General features: G+C 67.2%; 12 protein-coding genes. 6 read left to right on the plus strand and 6 right to left on the minus strand.

The features are described 5' to 3' along the window. Window positions 1–362 precede the first annotated feature (362 nt). Window positions 363–2,729: a ComEC/Rec2 family competence protein gene (locus KV397_RS06940; RefSeq protein WP_261812508.1), complete on the plus strand. Its 2,367-nt coding sequence runs from the start codon at window positions 363–365 to the stop codon at window positions 2,727–2,729. A gap of 48 nt (window positions 2,730–2,777) precedes the next feature. Further along, on the plus strand, window positions 2,778–3,815 hold the full coding sequence (gene holA, locus KV397_RS06945; RefSeq protein ID WP_232761706.1) for a DNA polymerase III subunit delta: 1,038 nt from the start codon (window positions 2,778–2,780) through the stop codon (window positions 3,813–3,815). Window positions 3,816–3,914: 99 nt separating this feature from the next. Here the strand turns inward: holA and rpsT are convergent, their stop codons facing one another. Further along, window positions 3,915–4,175, minus strand: a complete 261-nt coding sequence (rpsT, locus tag KV397_RS06950) for a 30S ribosomal protein S20 (RefSeq protein ID WP_047519918.1) — start codon at window positions 4,173–4,175, stop codon at window positions 3,915–3,917. Window positions 4,176–4,397: 222 nt separating this feature from the next. Between rpsT and KV397_RS06955 the strand changes: the two genes are divergently transcribed. Next, window positions 4,398–5,771 carry a glycoside hydrolase family 1 protein gene (locus KV397_RS06955; RefSeq protein ID WP_261812509.1) on the plus strand — a complete coding sequence of 458 codons (1,374 nt, stop codon included), beginning with the start codon at window positions 4,398–4,400 and terminating at the stop codon, window positions 5,769–5,771. Beyond that, window positions 5,768–7,003 (plus strand): MFS transporter, encoded by a 1,236-nt coding sequence (locus KV397_RS06960; RefSeq protein ID WP_261812510.1) that lies wholly within the window; start codon window positions 5,768–5,770, stop codon window positions 7,001–7,003. The genes KV397_RS06955 and KV397_RS06960 overlap by 4 nt, the downstream gene beginning before the upstream one ends. On the opposite strand, the gene KV397_RS06965 is transcribed toward KV397_RS06960, so the two are convergent. The 5 genes from KV397_RS06965 to KV397_RS06985 all read right to left on the minus strand — a co-directional run bounded on the left by KV397_RS06965 (window position 6,998) and on the right by KV397_RS06985 (window position 13,452). Then, window positions 6,998–7,729 carry an alpha/beta fold hydrolase gene (locus tag KV397_RS06965; RefSeq protein ID WP_261812511.1) on the minus strand — a complete coding sequence of 244 codons (732 nt, stop codon included), beginning with the start codon at window positions 7,727–7,729 and terminating at the stop codon, window positions 6,998–7,000. The two genes, KV397_RS06960 and KV397_RS06965, sit on opposite strands and share 6 nt — an antisense overlap. A gap of 72 nt (window positions 7,730–7,801) precedes the next feature. Further along, a complete protein-coding gene (locus tag KV397_RS06970) occupies window positions 7,802–9,511 on the minus strand; it encodes an ABC transporter family substrate-binding protein (protein ID WP_047519925.1) in 1,710 nt (569 codons plus the stop codon). Window positions 9,512–9,627: 116 nt separating this feature from the next. Further along, window positions 9,628–11,556, minus strand: a complete 1,929-nt coding sequence (locus KV397_RS06975) for an ABC transporter ATP-binding protein (protein WP_047519927.1) — start codon at window positions 11,554–11,556, stop codon at window positions 9,628–9,630. Further along, window positions 11,553–12,467 (minus strand): ABC transporter permease, encoded by a 915-nt coding sequence (locus KV397_RS06980; RefSeq protein WP_047519929.1) that lies wholly within the window; start codon window positions 12,465–12,467, stop codon window positions 11,553–11,555. The genes KV397_RS06975 and KV397_RS06980 overlap by 4 nt, the downstream gene beginning before the upstream one ends. Window position 12,468: 1 nt before the next feature. Continuing rightward, a complete protein-coding gene (locus tag KV397_RS06985; RefSeq protein WP_047519931.1) occupies window positions 12,469–13,452 on the minus strand; it encodes an ABC transporter permease in 984 nt (327 codons plus the stop codon). A gap of 240 nt (window positions 13,453–13,692) precedes the next feature. On the opposite strand from KV397_RS06985, the gene lepA reads away from it, so the two are divergent. Next, a complete protein-coding gene (gene lepA / locus KV397_RS06990) occupies window positions 13,693–15,546 on the plus strand; it encodes a translation elongation factor 4 (protein WP_047519933.1) in 1,854 nt (617 codons plus the stop codon). Between the two features lie 2 nt (window positions 15,547–15,548). Continuing rightward, on the plus strand, window positions 15,549–16,043 hold the full coding sequence (locus tag KV397_RS06995; RefSeq protein WP_261812512.1) for a DUF1990 domain-containing protein: 495 nt from the start codon (window positions 15,549–15,551) through the stop codon (window positions 16,041–16,043). The last annotated feature ends 42 nt before the right edge of the window (window positions 16,044–16,085 follow it).

A 16,085-nucleotide genomic window follows, 5' to 3' on the forward strand; every position in this document is an offset into this window, starting at 1 on the left:
GATCGTTATCAGCACGTCATCGTCCGCGGTGTGGATCCGGTGTCGATCGGGCCACTCGGCGATCTGCCCCAGCTGGTGAGGTCGGTGAGACCGGGCGTGATGAACGGGGCGGGGACAACCAATCGTCGTCCCCAGAGGTGCGAGGGAGCGAGAAGATTCATGTAATCGCCGCCAGGTGGCCGGCCAAGGGCTCCGCATTCATTCGACTTCAGCGCTAGCCGTTTCTACCGTTCCGGTGCCTTCTTTCGGTCTCAGAGCACGAGGGAGGATCCCTTTCTGCACCAGCGGCGATATGTATCGGTTGTCGGCCGCTGCCGGGCTTACCGTGACGCGTGGTCGCGGCACGTTCGTAGCGTGGCGGGGTGTCGCAGCGAGAAATCCGCACGGAGGACCGTCGATCGCGTGTGAAACGCCGTGATCTGCGGCTGGTGCCGTTGGCTGCAGCGGTGTGGGCGGGTGCCCTGCTGTTCGTCTTCGTCCCGATGTCGGCGTGGTGGACGGCGGGTGGCTGTGTCGTTGGCGTGGCGATCCTCGTGCTCGTGAGACGTCGTGGAGTAGTCCGACGGCTTCCGGGCGGCGGAGGTCTCGCCGTACTGGTTCTCGCTGCTCTTGCGGCCACGGGTCTGTCTGTGGTCCTTGCCCTCCCCGCACGTGAGCGAGTCGCCGAGTGGTCGGGGAGCGTGGTGGAAGTCACGGGGACGGTGACCTCGTCGGCGTCGATCGGCCGAGATGGGCGATTGTGGTTTGACGCGCAGGCGAAGACCCTCGGCACTCGCGGTCGCCCGACCGTGCTGCCTGCGCCCGTGCGCATCGGCATCGAACCGGGTGACGGTTTCGACCTCGGTGCACGGATCCGCGTCGTGGGCGAGGCGTCGGCGACGGATGCGGGGGAGCGCGCCGCCCTGGTCGTCTTCGCGAGCGAGGCGGAGGTGGTCGAGCCTGCGGGTGGTGTGTTCGGTGCTGCGGCGATCCTCAAGCACGCCTTCGTCGAGCGGTCGTTGCGTCTGCCCGAACCCGGTGCCGGTCTGCTGCCGGGGCTCGCGGTGGGCGACACCAGGGCGGTCACCCTGGAGCTCAACGACGACATGCGCACGAGTGGACTCAGCCACTTGACGGCGGTGAGCGGCGCGAACTGCGCGATCGTCGTCGTCGCGCTCTTCTGGCTGACGGCGTTGTGCGGAGGAGGGCGGGCGTTGCGCGTCGTGCTCGCCCTCGCGGGCTTGGCCGGGTTCGTCGTCTTGGTCACTCCGGAGCCGAGCGTCATCCGTGCAGCGGTCATGGCGGCCATCGGGATGCTCACCGTGCTGCTGGGTCGTCCGAGTGCGGGCGCGGGCATGCTCTCCCTGTGCACCGCGGGCATACTCCTCGCCGATCCGTGGCTCGCGACGTCACCGGGTTTCGCGCTCTCGGTGGCGGCATCCGGGGCGTTGATACTGCTCGCCCCGCCTCTTGCCCGGGGGCTGGCGACAGTCATGCCCGACACGGTGGCGCTGGCGATCGCGGTCCCGCTCGCCGCGCAACTGGCATGTGGGCCGATCATCGCCTTGTTCGCAGAGCAGCAATCGCTGATCGGGGTCGCTGCGAATCTCCTCGCCGCTCCGGCGGCGCCGATCGCCACGGTGATCGGTCTGCTGGCGTGTCTTGCTGCGCCGTTGCCGTTCCTCGCTGATCTGCTGACAGCGGCGTCCTGGCTTCCCGCCGCCTGGATCGCGACGACCGCCACGACGACGGCACGACTGCCGAACGCGCAGCTGCTGCTTCCGGCGGGGATCGGCAGCGCGGTATTGGTGGCACTCGTCAGCGTGTGCGTGTCGGTCGTCCTCCTCCGATCCGCTGATGTTCCGCGCCGGCCGTCCACCGTGCGTGCGATGGTGTTCCTGCGGCGCGGCGCGGCGGCGGTCCTCATCATCGTGTCGTCGCTCGCCGGTGCCCGCATTCTCCTCGACGGTCCGCTCGCGACCGTGGCGTCGCCGGAGGGATGGTCCGTCGCCGCGTGCGACGTCGGTCAAGGAGATGCGCTGATCGTGCGCTCCGGCGACCGCGTCGCACTGATCGACACCGGGCCGGCGCCGGAACCGCTGGAAGCGTGTCTGCGGTCTCTCGGGGTGGACCGGATCGACCTCCTCGTCCTGACACATTTCGACCTCGACCACGTCGGCGGGACCACCGCCGTCGTTGGTCGGGTGGACGCGGTGCTGCACGGACCCGTCACCGAGGATTCCGAGCGGCGCCTCCTCGCCGTGCTCCTCGACGGGGGTGCACGTGTCGACGAGGCGTGGGCAGGCCAGCGGGGCGAACTCGGGGAGGCGACGTGGCGTGTCCTCTGGCCCCGGAGAGGGTCTCCCGTGTTTCCCTCAGGGAATGACGCCAGCGTGGTGATGGAGTTCGACGGGGGAGGAGTGCCGCGATCCCTGTTCCTCGGAGACCTCGCTGCGGCCTCCCAGCGCCTGCTGATGCGTGCGGCAGACCTCGGCGGGTACGACGTGGTCAAGGTGGCCCATCACGGCAGCGCGGATCAGGACCCCGGCCTGTACGAGGCGCTTCGGGCCCGGGTGGCGTTGTTCAGCGTCGGTGCGGACAACGACTACGGTCATCCGCGTATCGAGACTCTCGACCTTCTGACAGCGACCGGGGCGCAGGATCTGCGCACGGACCAGCAGGGGAGGATCCTGCTCGGTGTGCACGGCGACGAACTGCAGGTGTGGACGGAGCGTGCAGGTGAGGAGTGAGGAGAATGCCAGCCGAGCGGTGTCGGTGAGCGCCGGTAGGCTGGACCCATGGCAGCTTCGCGTACCCCCTCTCGCAGTGGTGCGAAGCCCACCAAGATCCCGCAGGTGTCGTGGCGCGAACCGCACCCCGCGCCGATCGTGCTCGTCTCGGGGCCGGAAGAGGTGTGCGCAGAGCGTGCGATCGCCGGCGTGCGCGACTACCTGCGCGCGGAAGATCCTGCACTCGAAGTCAGTGACGTGCGGGCCGACGACTACGCCCCGGGCACACTGCTGTCCCTCACTTCTCCCTCGCTGTTCGGAGAACCGCGACTGGTGCGCGTGTCGGGTGTCGAGAAGTGCTCCGACGCCTTCATCCAGGAGGCCGTGTCGTACCTCGACAACCCCCAGGAGGGGGCGACGGTCATCCTTCGCCACACGGGCGCCAGCGTGCGTGGCAAGAAGCTGCTCGACGCTCTTCGCGCCGGTACCGGCGGAGGCATCGAGATCGCCTGCCCGGCGGTCAAGCGCGACAGCGACCGAGTGGACTTCGCCGCCGGAGAGTTCCGGGCGGCCAAGAAGCGCATCGCGCCGGCAGCCCTGCGTGCGCTCGTCTCCGCGTTCGCGGACGACCTGACCGAACTGGCGGCGGCCTGCCAGCAGCTCATCGGCGACGTCGACGGAGACATCTCGGAAGAGATCGTCACGAAGTACTACGGCGGTCGCGTCGAGGTCTCGGCGTTCGTCGTCGCGGATACGGCCATCGCCGGCCGCTACGGCGAAGCGCTCGTCGCGCTCCGGCACGCGCTGTCGTCCGGCGCCGACCCGGTGCCGATGGTCGCCGCCTTCGCGATGAAGCTCCGGACGATGGCGCGCGTGGCAGGCAACCGCGAGCCCAGCCGACAGCTCGCGCAGCGCCTGGGGATGAAGGATTGGCAGGTCGATCGTGCCCGCCGCGACCTGGCCGGCTGGAACGAGCGCTCTCTCGGGATGGCCATCCAGGCGACCGCCCGAGCCGATGGTGAGGTCAAAGGAGCGGCCCGCGACCCGATCTTCGCCCTGGAGCGCATGGTCACCGTGATCGCCACGCGCCAGCCCTTCGGCGAGTAACCGTCCCCCGCTTTCTCGATCCCGCGGGGGCCTCGAACCCGAGGGGACGAAGAAGGCCCGCCCCGATGAACGGGACGGGCCTTCCTGAGAAGCTTCGGCTCAGAGGGAAGCGACCTGCTTGGCGAGCGACGACTTGCGGTTCGACGCCTGGTTCTTGTGCAGGACACCCTTGCTGACGGCCTTGTCGAGCTTGACGGAAGCCTTCTTCAGGCCGGCCTCGGCTGCTGCCTTGTCGCCGGCGGTGACTGCCGTGCGGGTGGAGCGGATGAGGGTCTTGAGCTCGCTCTTCACGGCCTTGTTGCGCTCGTGTGCCTTCGCGTTGGTCTTGTTGCGCTTGATCTGCGACTTGATGTTTGCCACGTGTGGACGCTTTCTGTACAGGAGTGTTCGGAATGCCGGCAGCAGAAGAGGGCTGCTGCACAGCGGTCGTGAGGGAAGAACCCACACGCAAGCCAAGAGTCGAGTCTACCAGCAGACGGGGCGCTCGCGCGAAACGGCGAGCAGAATGCGAAACTCGGTCGCGCAATCGATGGTACCGGGTGCAGAATCATCACTGTCCCGACATCGATGTCAAGGAGCCCCATGATCCCTGCACGTGATCGTCCGTCTGTGCCCGTCGGGCTCCGTTGGTCCGCAGCGACCTCGGCCTTCCAGATCGAGGGGGCCCGTCCCACGGGGTCGACCGGGCGCTCCATCTGGGACGACTTCCTCGAACGGCCGGGCGCGATCATCGACGGGTCGACGGCGGACCCTGCATGTGACAGCTACCGACGACCGGAGTCCGACGTGGCCCTCGCCGCGGGGCTGGGCCTCGACCGTTACCGGTTCTCCATCCCGTGGGCACGCGTGCAACCCGGAGGTCGGGGCTCGGGGGACCGCGCGGCGCTCGACCATTACTCCCGGCTGGTCGACCGCTTGCTCGAGGCCGGGGTCGCACCGTTCCCGACCCTGTTCCACTGGGAGATGCCCAGCGAGGTCGAGGCCGACGGTGGCTGGCTCCAGCGCGACACGGCCGAGCGCTTCGCCGACTACGCGACCATCGTCGCCGCCCGTCTCGGCGATCGCGTCGAGCAGTGGTACACGCTCAACGAGCCGGCGATGACGACGTTGCAGGGGTATGCGGTCGGCGCGCTCGCTCCCGGGAAGGAACTGCTCTTCGGCGCCCTGCCCACCGCCCACTATCAGCTCCTCGCGCACGCCCGTGCGGCTACGGTGCTGCACGGTCACGGAGCCGCCTCCGTCGGCCTCGTGAACAATCACACCTGGGTCCTCCCGCTCCGCGACACCGCCGAGGACCACCAGGCCGCCGCCGTGTACGACGTGATCCACAACCGCGTTTTCAGCGAACCGCTCCTCGCCGGCCACTATCCGGATCTCGAGGCACTCGGGCTGCCACCGCTGCCCGTGCGCGACGGGGATCTGGAGGAGATCGCACGGTCGATCGACTTCTACGGCATCAACTTCTACAACCCCACGACGGTCACCGCTGCGGCGGAGGGAAGCCCGATACCGTTCGACATCGTGCCGACCCCCGGCGTCCCCGTCACCGGCTTCGGACCCGAGTGGCCCATCATGCCCGGTGCCCTGCGCGATCTGCTGATCGACCTGCACACGCGGCATCCGCATCTCCCGCCCGTGATCATCGGAGAGAACGGGGCGTCCTTCCCTGAGCCCGAGCGGGCTGCGCTCGTGGACGACACCGATCGCATCGACTATCTCTCAGGTCACATCGCGGCGGTCGGCGAGGCGATCGACGCCGGGGTGCCCGTCGAGGAGTACACGGTGTGGTCGCTCCTGGACAACTGGGAGTGGGCCGACGGGTACACCCAACGGTTCGGATTGGTGCACGTGGACTTCGAGACGGGCGAGCGCACACCCAAAGCGTCGTACGAGTGGTATCGCGACCTCATCGCGCGGTCGCGGGCGGCATCCGTCGCCGCGGAGGAGGCGCGGTGACCGGCGTCTCCGGCACCCGCACGGTCAAAGCGGGCGCACGATGGATGTCGGTGTTCACGCTGGCGTGGCTCGCGATCTGGACGGTGCAGCTCACTCCCGTGCAACTGCTGCTTCCTCTGCAGCTCGACACTCCCGAAGACGACTGGATCCGCGGGGTCGTGTCTTCGGGGCTCGTCCTCGGGATCGGGGGGCTCGCCGGTATCGTCGCGGGTCCCGCCGCCGGGGCGCTCTCCGATCGTGCGGCCGCGGGACGCCACCGCCGACGCCCCTGGGCCCTCGGGGGCGTTCTGCTCACCGCCGTGTGTCTCATCCTCACCGGTTTCGCCGAGGGACCCTGGGCCGTGGGCGCGGGCTGGGTCGGTGTGTCGATCGGCGTCGCCGTCTCCTCCGCAGCTTTCACGGCGCTCATCGCCGACCAGCTGCCCTCGACGCAGCGCGGCGCGGCGTCCGCAGCGGTGGGATCGAGTCAGGCGGTGGGCATCGTGCTCGGTGTCGGACTGGTGGTACTGCTCGGGCTCGACGTCCGCGCCGGCTATCTGCTGCTCGCCGCGGTGATCGCCGTCGTCGGCACCGGTGCGGCCCTGCTGCTGCCCGACCCGCCGAGTACCGAGGCGCTGCGGCCGAAACCTGGCGGACGCCGACCGCTCGCCTCCCTCCGCGACCGCGACTTCGCTTGGATGCTCTCGGGACGCCTCGTGACGAACGTCGGCAATGCTCTCGGCACCGCGCTGTTCCTCTTCTTCCTCTTGCATGGTCTCGGTCAGCCGACCGCTGCCGCTCAGGACAATCTCCTGCTGCTGATCGTGGTGTACACCGTGTTCGTCGTGCTCGCTTCCGTGGTCACCGGCATCGTGTCGGACCGGACAGGGAACAGGCGCACGCTCACCGTCGCCGCAACCGTCGTCCAGGCGGCCTCGGGCGTGGCGATCGCCCTGGTGCCCACGTTCGAGATGACCATGGTGGCCGCGGCTCTCATGGGATTGGGGTACGGAGCCTTCTCGACGGTCGGTCTCGCGTTCGCGGCCGACCTGCTCCCTGACGCACAGGATCACGCCAGGGACCTCGGGATCGTCAACGTCACCGCAGCCCTGGGACAGCTGATCGGACCGGTGCTCGGTGCGGCACTGGTCGCTCTCGTCGGCGGCTTCTGGCTCGTCTTCGTCGCTGCTGCCGTGCTGTCGCTGGTGGGAGGACTGCTCACCGCGTTCGCGCGCAAGCCGTCGCGCTCATGAGCCGGGCTGCTCCTCTTCCACCGTCGCGATGGCCAGCTGCAGCACGGCATTGAAGACCCGTGGCCGCATCGCCGTGACCAGGTGCGTCGTGCGGGGCACGATGAGGAGCTCCGCATGGGGCGCGAGACGTCGGAACAAGGACTCGTTCAGACGCAGCTGGTCGTACTGCCCGTTCACGAACCAGAGCGGGACCGCGATCCGGGGGACCGCGGCGGCGATGTCCAGCGCGGCGAGGCTGCGCAGCGCCGTGTCCTGCATGTCCAGCGCATATCCACCGGCGGCGAAGTCGTATCTGGTCTCCGTGGGGATGGTGGCCTCGAGGACGCGACCGGTCAGCCACATACCGCGATCGGGGAGCGAGTCGACCGCCCGGGCGAAGAGGCGATAGGCGCGAAGTCCCGCGCCATGGGGGAGCGAGGTGCACGACGCCGCGACGAGCGCGGCCACCGGCGGTCGCTGTGCCCCGCCGACGTAGGCGAGACACAGCAGCCCACCCATCGAATGCCCCACGAGCACGACGGGGCCCTTCTCCGCTGCCGCACGTACGGCGGCATCGATCGTGTGGAGCGCCTCGTGCAGCGTGAAGTCCTCGTCCATGCGGCTCCCGTGCCCGGGGAGATCGACCGCGGTCGACGCATACCCCTGCTCGTCGAGATACGTGGTCTGTCCGCGCCACATCGTCGCGGACGTGCGGATGCCGTGCACGAAGACGATCTGGGTGCTCACGCGAACAGCATAAGGAAAGCGGGGCCGGTGGATGAACCACCGGCCCCGCTTCGACGCGAACGTCCGAGGGTGCTACTTCTCCCAGCCGACGTTCTCGACGGGCTGGATGCCGAACAGGTCGAGACCCACGTAGGGCTCCGGCGTCAGGTTGGCGAGGCCTTCCTGGACCGTGTAGATCTGTGGGCCGTTGTACAGCGGGATCAGGCCCCAGCGCTTGTAGATCTCGGGCTCGAGCTCCATCGCGGCAGCGGTCTGCGCCTCGGGGTCGGACTGCGACTCGACCTTGTCCTTGATCTCGGCGTCGAGTTCGGCGTCACCGACACCCGACAGGTTGAGACCCGAGTCCGAGCAGTACAGCTGGCAGAACCAGGCGGCACCGAACGGGTCGGACGAGGTGAAGCGGAGACCGGAGACGTCCCAGTTCTTCGAGGTGTAGTCCGAGGAGAACTGGCTGGCGGGACGGACCTCGACCTGGACGTCGATGCCGACCTCCTTCTCCTGCGCCTGCAGCGACTGTGCGAGAGCCTTCGAGGTGGCCGTGTCGTTCCAGATGGGGTAGACCACCGAGAGCTTCACGCCGTCCTTCTCACGGATGCCGTCCGAACCCTCGGTCCAGCCGGCTTCGTCGAGCAGCTTCTTGGCGCCCTCGACATCGAACTCCCAGCCTGCGGCCTTCATCGAGTCGGTGTAGCCGGGCTGGAACGAGAACAGGGTCAGCGAGCCGGCCGGGTCCTCTTCATAGCCGAGGCCGTTCCACGCGATCTGCTTCTGCTGGTCGATGTTGATGGCCTTGAAGAACGCCTCGCGGACCTTGACGTCCTCGAACTGCGGCTTGGAGGAGTCGACCTGCAGGATCGTGTTGGCCGTCTGCTGCGCGCGGTAGACCTTGGCGCCGTCGACGTCCTTGACCTGGTCGATGAGCTCCTGGGAGCCCGTCTCCACCATGTCGACCTCGCCGTTCTTGAAGGCGTTGACGCCGGCCTGGCCGTCCATACCCGTCATGGTGACCTTGTCGAGCAGCGGAGCGTCGCCCCACCACTCGGGGTTCGGCTTGAACGAGATGTAGCCCTTGGTCGCGTCATACTCGTCGACCGTGTAGGGACCGGCGCCCCACTCAGGGTGCGGGTTCTCGATCATCGCTTCGTTGAAGGTGTCCGGGTCTGCGAGTGCCGGGTGGATGACGCCACCGTTGAAGGGCATCTGCGGCCAGGCGAACTCGCCCTTGAAGGTGACGATCGCCGTCTTGGCGGTGTCGCCCTGCTCGACGGACTCGATGTCCTTGTAGCCGTCGGTGGCGTTCGGGTTGAAGCCCTCGTCGTAGGAGCGGTTGGCCTTCCACGTGGCGTCGATGGCGGTCCAGTCCATGTCCGTGCCATCGTTCCAGTGGGCCTCGTCGGTGAACGTGAAGGTCAGGACCGTCTTGCCATCCTTGACTTCGTTCTTCCACTCGTCGAGGTAGTTGTCGTTCTTGTACTGCGTGCCGTCCGGCTCCATCAGGATCAGCTGCGGCGTGTACCACGCGGCGATGCGTGCGGTGTCGGCGCTGCCGTCACTGTTGAAGGCGTTCAGCTGCGGCGGCACCTCACGGATCGCGAAGTTGACCTCGCCACCCTCCTGGAGGTTCTCGCGAGGCTGCGGGTTGTAGTCCGCCATCTCGACGTCGGTCTTCTCGCCGTTGTCGCCATTGTCGCCACTGCCGCTGTTGCCGGCAGCGCACCCGCTGAGCGCGAGTGCGAAAGCGCCGGTGAGTGCCAGCGCTCCCATCAGCTTGTACTGCTTCATGGTGCTCCTTTCGCCTTTCGGCGTGTCATAAGGGGAGAATAGTTCGCCCGGTACACGAATGCGGCCGAGCCAAGTGAATGCCGCCTAACCGTTATCGGACGGTGATCCGTCTCCGGTCAGGAGACGTTCGACAGGCCCGAGGTGGTCTCTGGATCGAAGACGATCCGCTGCCGCGTCCGCTCGATGTCGGGGTCGGGGACCGGGATCGCCGACAGCAGCGCCTTGGTGTACGGATGCCGGGGATTGTCGAAGACATCGTCCACGTCGCCGTGCTCCACGAAGTCGCCCAGGTACATGACGGCGACGCGATCCGCGATGTGACGCACCACGGAGAGGTCGTGAGCCACGAAGAGGTACGACAGGCCGAGCTTGACCTTGAGGTCGTCCAGGAGGTTGATGACGCCCGCCTGAATCGACACGTCGAGCGCTGACACCGGCTCGTCGAGCACCACGATCTTGGGGTTCGTCGACAGTGCACGGGCGATGCCGATGCGCTGCCTCTGCCCGCCGGAGAACGCCTGCGGGAACCGATCGCGATGCGCCGGGTTGAGGCCCACGAGGTCCATCAACTCACCGACGCGTCGGTTCACCTCCGCCTTCGGGGTGCCGATGGCCGTCAGCGGCTCGGAGATGATGTCCGCGACCGTCATGCGCGGGTCGAGCGCACCCATCGGGTCCTGGAACACGATCTGGATGTCGCGCCGCAACTCCCGCTCCACCTTGCGACTGCGGATGTCGTTGACACTCGTCCCGGCGATGACGATGTCACCCTCGGTCTGCTTGACCATGTCCATGATCTGCAGCAGCGTCGTGGTCTTCCCGCTCCCGGACTCGCCCACGATCGCCATGGTCTCGCCTTCGCGGACGTCGAAGCTGATGCCCTTGACGGCATGCACCTCGCCGACCTTGCGCTTGAGGAAGGCGCCCTTGAGGAGCGGGAAGGTCTTGGTGAGGTTCTTCACCTCGAGCGTGATGGGACGCTCCTCGCGGGGCAGGCGGGTGAGTTCGCTCTCCGGCGCCTCCCTGACCGGATACACCGGCAGTCCGCCGAGCAAGCCGCCGTCCTCGATCTCATTCGAACGGATGCAGGCGGCGCGATGTGCCTCGCCACCGCTGGTCAGGACGGGGAGGAGTTCCGGTTCACGCGTCCGGCACGCATCCATCACGATCGGGCAGCGGTCGGCGAACGGGCAAGCGTCGGGGAGGTTGATCAGGAGGGGCGGGTTGCCCTTGATCGGGGTCAGCGGTTCCTTCTCGGCCTTGTCCACGCGGGGGATCGCGCCGAGGAGGCCGATGGAGTAGGGCATCCTCGTCTGGTGGAACAGCTCGCGCACGGGCGCCTGCTCCACGGGCTTGCCGGCGTACATCACCATGACGTCGTCCGCGGTGCGGGCCACCACGCCCATGTCATGCGTGATCATCATGACAGCGGCGCCGGTCTCGGCCTGCGCCTTCTCGATCAGGTCGAGGATCTGCGCCTGGATCGTGACGTCGAGCGCCGTCGTCGGCTCGTCGGCGATGATCAGCTTCGGGTCGTTCGCCATCGCGATCGCGATCACCACGCGCTGACGCATTCCTCCGGAGAACTCGTGGGGGAACGCCTTCATCCGCTTCTCGGGCTCGGGGATGCCCACGAGCTTGAGCAGATCGATCGCCCGGGCGTTCGCCTCCTTGACGCTGAGGTTGCGGTGCACCGTGAGCGCCTCGATCAACTGGGTGCCGATCGTGTACACGGGCGTCAGCGAGGTCAGCGGGTCCTGGAACACCATCGAGATGCCGTTGCCACGGATCCGGGAGAGCTGCGCGTCGGTCTTTCCGAGAAGCTCCTGCCCGTCGAACAAGATCGAGCCGGAGATCTTCGCGTTCTCGTCGAGCAGGCCCATGACGGCCAGTGAGGTGACGGACTTCCCGGAGCCGGACTCACCGACGATGCCGAGGGTCTTGCCGGCCTCCAGGTCGAAGGAGACGCCGCGCACGGCGTCGACACGGCCGGCTTCGGAGGCGAAGCTGACGGTGAGGTCGCGGACGGACAGTACGGGGCTCATGCGCGGCCTCCTGCAGCCGAGGTGGGGTCGAGGGCGTCACGCAGGCCGTCGGCGATCAACGCCATCGACACGGTCAGCAGCGTGAGCGTCAACGCCGGGAAGTAGAAGAGCCACGGAGAGCTCGTGATCGACGTGCTGCCCTCTCCGATGAGTGATCCGAGGGAGACGTCGGGGATCTTCACACCGAAGCCGATGAACGACAGGCCGGTCTCCGTCGTCACGGCCGCGACGATACCGAGCGTGAAGTTGATGACCAGCAGAGATCCGATGTTGGGGACCAGGTGTCGCAGCACGATGCGTGTGCCGCGGACGCCCATGTAGCGCGCCGCCTGCACGTACTCCCGCTCGCGAAGCGACAGTGCCATGGTCCAGATGATGCGCGCGGGGAAGAACCAGCTCACGAAGATCATCACGAGGGCGATGACCCACCAGACGCCTCCCGAGTCGTTCGAGATGACGGACAGCATCAGGAAGGTGGGGACAACCATCATGAAGTGGATGACCAGCAGCGCGATGCGTTCGAACCAGCCGCGGAAATAGGCGGCGGCCGTGCCGACGAGGGCCGACAGGATGGTGGTTCCGACCGACACCGTGATCGCGATCATGAGCGAGCGCTGCAAGCCGACCGCGGTCTGGGTGTAGGTGTCGTTTCCGGCGCCGTTCGTGCCGAACCAGTGCGCTGCCGAGGGCGGCGTGCTCAGTGCGAGGAAGTCCATGTCATTGACGGCGTACGGAGACAGCACCGGGCCGAGGGTCGCGAACAGGATCAGGGCGAGCAGGACGACGATGCCGCCGACGGCCGGCTTGTTGCGCATGTAACGGCGTGTGTAGAGCGTCCACTTCGAGAGGGACTTGCGGGGAGCTGCCTCGGTGGACGGCTCGACCAGCGGATCGATCATTTCGGTGGTCATATCAGCTCACCCTCACTCGCGGGTCGAGGACGACGACGACGACGTCCGCGAGGACAGCGCCGATCGCCGTCAGCACGGCGCCGAACGCGGCGACCGCCACCACGCCGTTGATGTCGTTCTGGTTGATGGTGTCGAGGAAGTAGCGGCCCATGCCCTGCCAGGCGAAGATCGACTCGGTCAGGATCGCGCCGGTGAAGATCGTCGGGATCGTGAAGGCGACCTGCGTCGCGACCGGGATGAGCGACGTGCGGAGGGCGTGTTTGCGGACCGCCTGCGCTTTGGTCAGTCCCTTGGCGCGAGCGGTGCGCACGTAGTCCGCGTTGATGTTGTCGAGCAGGAGCGAGCGCTGGAGGAAGTGGTACTGGGCGTAGCCGACGAGCACGAGCGCGATCGTGGGCAGCGTGACGTGCTGGAGCGCGTCGATGATGGTCGGGAAGAAGCCGGTCACGCCCGGGCTGGAGGAGCCGGTGACGTAGAAGATCCGCACCCCTGTCCACTCGTTGAGGGCGATGGCGAGGAGCACGACCGCGAGGCCGGCGACGATGATGTTGATGTTCATCGTGATGATCGAGGTCGCCTGGCCGATGCGGTCGGCGAGCTTGTACTGGCGGGACGCGGTGTAGACACCCAACCAGATGCCGAGCACGGCGGCGATGATCGTCGCACCGAGCACGAGCTCCGCGCTGACCCACATGCGGTAGGCGACCTGCTCGTTGACCGACTGCCCGGTGGGGCTCGTGCCCCAGTCCCAGCGGAACAGGATGCCGCTGAACCAGTTCCACCACCGCTCCATGAGCGGCACGGTGTCGCTGAGGTTGCGCGGGATCAGGACGTTGTCGATCTGCTCCGGCGTCAGGGGTGGTCGTCGCCCCACGTAGTTGCTGCGCGGGTCGAGGAATCCCCACGCGAGGAAGAACGTGAGGTTCGTCGCGACCACGATCATGAGCAGCCAGCCGAGTGTTCGGCGCAGGAGGTACTTGATCAAGGGGTCAGTCTTTCTCTTCTACAGACGCGCTCGGGATCAGCCGACGCAACGCTGAGTCAGTTGGATTACGGAATCGCCATCCACCGAACTCTGCGATGCGACAACCGCCACGGGGTCTGTGATGGAGTCTTATCGCTTGCGGGATCCGGTGTCACGGAATATCCCAGGCAACTTCGGGAGACTATCACCGGAATGCGGGAATCGGGGATTAGCGCCCCCTCACCGTAGAATCGAGGGGACATGTCCCCACGCGCTCTCACACCTCTCCAGCCTGCCTCGACGCCGGCTGCGCAGATCCGCAATTTCTGCATCATCGCCCACATCGACCATGGCAAGTCGACGCTCGCCGACCGGATGCTCCAGATCACCGGCGTCGTCTCGGACCGCGACATGCGAGCCCAGTACCTCGACCGCATGGACATCGAGCGCGAGCGCGGGATCACCATCAAGAGCCAGGCCGTTCGGATGCCGTGGGAGCTCGACGGTCAGACCGTAGCCCTGAACATGATCGACACACCCGGCCACGTGGACTTCACCTACGAGGTCTCGCGTTCGCTCGCGGCCTGCGAGGGAGCCATCCTGCTCGTCGACGCGGCGCAGGGAATCGAGGCGCAGACGCTCGCGAACCTGTACCTCGCGCTGGAGAACGACCTCCACATCATCCCGGTGCTGAACAAGATCGACCTGCCGGCCGCCGACCCCGAGAAGTACGCGAAGGAACTGGCCTCGCTCATCGGAGGCAAGCCCGAGGATGTGCTGCGCGTCTCGGGCAAGACCGGCGTCGGCGTCGAGGAACTGCTCGACCGGCTGGTCCAGGACATCCCGGCTCCGGTCGGCGACGCGGATGCCCCCGCCCGCGCGATGATCTTCGACTCGGTGTACGACGCGTACCGCGGTGTCGTCACGTATGTGCGCATGGTGGACGGCAGTCTCTCGCCGCGCGAGCGCATCCAGATGATGTCGACCGGGGCCAACCATGAGGCGCTCGAGGTCGGCGTGTCGAGCCCGGAGCCGACCCCGACCAAGGGGCTCGGCGTCGGCGAGGTGGGCTACCTGATCACGGGTGTGAAGGACGTTCGCCAGTCGAAGGTCGGAGACACGATCACCACGTCTCGGAAGCCGGCATCGGAACCTCTGCCGGGGTACACCGACCCGAAGCCGATGGTCTTCTCCGGTATCTACCCGATCGACGGCAGTGACTACGCCGAGCTCCGCGAGGCCCTCGACAAGCTCAAGCTCTCGGACGCCTCGCTCCAGTACGAGCCCGAGACCTCGGTCGCGCTCGGTTTCGGTTTCCGCTGTGGTTTCCTCGGTCTGCTCCACCTGGAGATCGTCACGGAGCGCCTCGCCCGCGAGTTCGGACTCGACCTCATCACGACCGCGCCCAGCGTGATCTACGAGGTGCTCACCAGTGACACGGGTGAGACGGTCACCGTGACCAACCCGAGCGAGTACCCGGACGGGCGGATCGGATCGGTCTCGGAGCCCATGGTGAAGGCCGCGATCCTGCTGCCGAAGGACTACGTCGGCACCGTGATGGAGCTGTGCCAGTCGCGCCGCGGCACCCTGCTCGGAATGGAGTACTTCTCCGAGGAGCGTGTCGAGCTGCGCTACAACATGCCGCTCGGTGAGATCGTGTTCGACTTCTTCGACCAGCTGAAGTCCAAGACGCAGGGCTACGCCTCTCTCGACTACGAACCCTCCGGACAGCAGGAAGCCGACCTCGTCAAGGTCGACATCCTCCTCCAGGGCGAGAAGGTCGACGCCTTCAGCTCGATCGTCCACCGGGACAAGGCCTACGCCTACGGCACGATGATGGCCGAGCGCCTGCGCAAGCTCATCCCTCGTCAGCAGTTCGAGGTCCCGATTCAGGCGGCGATCGGCGCGCGCATCATCGCCCGTGAGACCATCCGGGCGATCCGCAAGGACGTGCTGGCGAAGTGCTACGGCGGCGACATCACCCGTAAGCGCAAGCTCCTCGAGAAGCAGAAGGAGGGCAAGAAGCGCATGAAGATGGTCGGCCGCGTCGAGGTCCCCCAGGAGGCGTTCATCGCCGCGCTCTCGGGAGACGTCGAAGGCAAGGACAAGAAGTAGTCGTGCCGCTGCCCGCGTATCCGCGGGGGATGACGCGTCATCCGCTCGTCGCTGTGCCCGAGGGCATGCTCGGCGAGGAGAACTCGACCACCGTGGCACCGGCGGTACGCGACGCGGTCGCGGCGCTGGTGAGCACGTGGGAGTTCAAGCGGCGCGCGGGTTTCGAGGCACCTGCGGGTGCACCGATGCCCGAACTCGAGGGCGTGCTCGCCAAGCGTGTCTTCGGCATCCGCTTCGCGGAGCCCGTGCGCGTCGTCTGGGCCGACGCGAGTGGTTTCGGTTACGAGACCCGTCCGGGGCATCCGATCTACGGCGAGGAGTCGTTCCGGATCGACGAGCGGGGCGTGTTCACCGCCCGGTCCGTCTCGCGCCCTTCGACCTGGTTCTGGCGGATGCTCGCGCCTGCGCTGCGGAGGATGCAGCGCTCGACCCACGCCGAGTACGTCCGGATCGTCCAGGAGGCGGCCAGGGCAGCGGAGGCGGAGAGCCCGCGCTGAGCGGTTCGGAGCCGGCATGTGACCTCGTGCGGCGCGTGGGGG

Source organism: Microbacterium aurugineum, assembly GCF_023101205.1.
Lineage (GTDB): Bacteria > Actinomycetota > Actinomycetes > Actinomycetales > Microbacteriaceae > Microbacterium > Microbacterium aurugineum.

Excerpts from the sequence above, each read along its gene's own strand:
- holA (WP_232761706.1), top strand. The coding sequence starts at position 2,778 with ATGGCAGCTTCGCGTACCCCCTCTCGCAGTGGTGCGAAGCCCACCAAG.
- KV397_RS06955 (WP_261812509.1), top strand. The coding sequence starts at position 4,398 with ATGATCCCTGCACGTGATCGTCCGTCTGTGCCCGTCGGGCTCCGTTGG.
- KV397_RS06970 (WP_047519925.1), bottom strand. The coding sequence starts at position 9,511 with ATGAAGCAGTACAAGCTGATGGGAGCGCTGGCACTCACCGGCGCTTTC.
- KV397_RS06975 (WP_047519927.1), bottom strand. The coding sequence starts at position 11,556 with ATGAGCCCCGTACTGTCCGTCCGCGACCTCACCGTCAGCTTCGCCTCC.
- KV397_RS06980 (WP_047519929.1), bottom strand. The coding sequence starts at position 12,467 with ATGACCACCGAAATGATCGATCCGCTGGTCGAGCCGTCCACCGAGGCA.
- lepA (WP_047519933.1), top strand. The coding sequence starts at position 13,693 with ATGTCCCCACGCGCTCTCACACCTCTCCAGCCTGCCTCGACGCCGGCT.